The 2,488-nt window shown below is 58.6% G+C and carries 1 protein-coding gene and 1 pseudogene; both read right to left on the reverse strand.

Features of this window, described 5'->3' with window-relative positions:
- A pseudogene (locus tag C9413_RS30990) lies at positions 1–1,043 on the reverse strand (TAT-dependent nitrous-oxide reductase); the annotation flags it as partial.
- A 24-nt stretch (positions 1,044–1,067) separates the two neighbouring features.
- Positions 1,068–2,488 (reverse strand): NosR/NirI family protein (locus C9413_RS30995; protein WP_170251396.1); only part of this gene is annotated, 1,421 nt, incomplete at its 5' end.

The raw sequence follows: 2,488 nt of genomic DNA on the forward strand, positions 1-2,488 counted from the left end.
AAGACGGTGTTTGTGGGCGACAGCTTGCCGTTGGCTACAAGATGAATTCGTTCCGGAGCGGTGTTCATGCCATGCGGGCTGTTGGAGACCGGGATATAACGGGTATAGGGCGAGCCGTGGCGGCCATCGAGGACAGGTACGCCGCCCATTTCCTTGAATTCACCCTTCGCAACCGCCTCTTCAATGCGCTTGAGATCGAAAACCACGACCCAATCCTGCTCGCTGGCCATCATCTCCGGAAGGGTGACGCCTTCTTCCGAGTTGTAGCAGGTCGCAAAGGCATATTTGCCCTGATAGTCGGCATCGACGTTGTCGAGATTGCCATCGACCGAGATCTGCCAGGCGACCTTCATTGTCTCGCCGTCAACGGCCGTGAAGATCGCATGATACTGCTTGTGGTCGTCAAGCACCTTGCCGTCATTCGGGATCGGAACACGGTCCTCCCCATTGCAGAACACATAGCCGGTTTTAGGATATTTCTGCACACGCAGACCGTGAACGGTATGCTGATTGGGCAATTGAATGATCTTGTCGCACTTCATCACGTCGAGACGTATGCGGCAGACACGGGTATTTGCCTTGTCGTTGGCAAAAAGGTAGCGCCCGTCATAGGTGCCGTCGGTAAAGGACGGATGCGGGTGGTGCAGATCGCCGTTGAGATAAATACCACCGCGCTCGCCGAGAAATTCGATGGTTTCAGGCAGCAGACCTTCCGTCAGGACCTTGCGGCTTTCATTTGTGAGACCCCAACCGGTGGCGCTGCAGCGGTTGAAAACCGGAATGCGCATGAGCTCGCGCATCGAGGGCATGCCGACGACGCGGATTTCCCCCGAGTGGCCGCCCGACACGAAGACGTAGTATTCATCGAGTTCACCGGGCTTGACCTCATAGGCAAGGCCGTCTGCGGCACGTGCCGGTGTCGCCATGGCGCCCGACAGCGTCAACGCACCGCCAACACTTGCAGCACCCGCTGCCGCGGCAAAGGCCGTCGTTCCCAAAAGCTGGCGCCGGTTCAGGCGCGGTTGTCTATCATCAATTGCCACTTCGTCTCTCCTTGGTTGTTCGGGTTATGCCGGCTGATCCGGCACGGCATCAGGACTCTTGATAGGATCGCCCTTGTAGGTGACCTCCACCTTGGGTCGCTTTTGCGGTGTCTCGCCGCGGGAAGCAGGGGTGGAAAGAGCCATGAATTTCTCGCGTTTGAGCCGTACCTGGATCATGTGCGGACAGCGCTGGTCGTCCTGGTACAGTTCCTGGCAATGCATGCAGTAAATGCACTCATTGACGTTGATAGTGCCTTCGGGATGGATTGCCTGTACCGGACATTCCTTGGCGCAGCGCTGGCACGGCGAGCCGCATTCCGACCATCTCTTCAGCCACTCGAACATCCGGATACGGCCCGGAATGGCGAGTGCTGCGCCGAGTGGGCAGAGGTACCGACAGTAGAAACGTTCGATGAACAACCCAGCCCCCAGCAGCACGGTTGCAAAAAGCAGGAAAGGCCACTGCCGAGCAAATTTGAGGATGATCACGGTCTTGAACGGCTCGACCTCGGCGGCCGTTTCGGCAAGCGCCATCGAATAGAACGACAATCCGAAAAGTCCGAGGAAGATGATGTACTTGACCGGCCAAAGGCGCTCATGCAGGCCCCAGGGCAGCTTTAGCTGAGGGACTTTGAGCGTCTTCGCGACAGTGTTCGTGAGTTCCTGCAACGCTCCGAAAGGGCATAGCCAACCGCAGAAGGGGCCGCGTCCCCAAAACAGGAGCCCGGCGGCCACCGAGGCCCAGAGAATAAAGACCAGCGGCGCAGCAAGAAAGAACTCCCAGTTGAATCCAGTTGCAAGCGAGTTGGCAAAGGTCAGCACATTCACGACGGACAGCTGGGCATTGGCATACCAACCAAGCCAGACCAGCGTGAACAGCAGATAGCCATTGCGCACCCATGCAAAGAGCTTCGGGCGTCGCACCAACCAGTCCTGGAAAAAGAAAATGGCGGTCAGGACCAAGAGTGCACCGATCGTGATGGCAATCGAGCCTCGATTCATCTGCCAGATGCTGATCCAGAGAGCCCGGCCCGCATCATCAACTTCCGCTACCGAAGCCACAGGCCGATCTGCGGGCGCTGCGGCGGCAACTGATGGCGGGGGCGCTGCTGCCCGCTTGACGGAGACGTAATTGTCCGGCAGCGTATAGCCCAGATTGTAGGGCAAGGCTGCTTTGTCGCGACCGCTGGCGCTGCGTTGGACGAGCAGTTGAAGCTCAAACGGTGCCGTCACGTCGAAAGGGAAGTCACTTGGAACGATGAAAAGTGCGATCTCGCGCAAACGTGGCGCACCCTCGGCGGCAAGCGACGCTATTCTCGTGTGGTCATGATCGTGAAACCGCACGCCCTGGCCGTCCTGGCGCAGTTCAATCCGATCGAAGATGCCGCCACGGCCATAACCTGAACCCTTGACGGACTCGGCACCGTCGCCGACCCAGCTCAGCG

It is taken from the genome of Rhizobium sp. SEMIA 4085, assembly GCF_013004495.1.
Classification (GTDB): Bacteria; Pseudomonadota; Alphaproteobacteria; order Rhizobiales; family Rhizobiaceae; genus Rhizobium; species Rhizobium gallicum.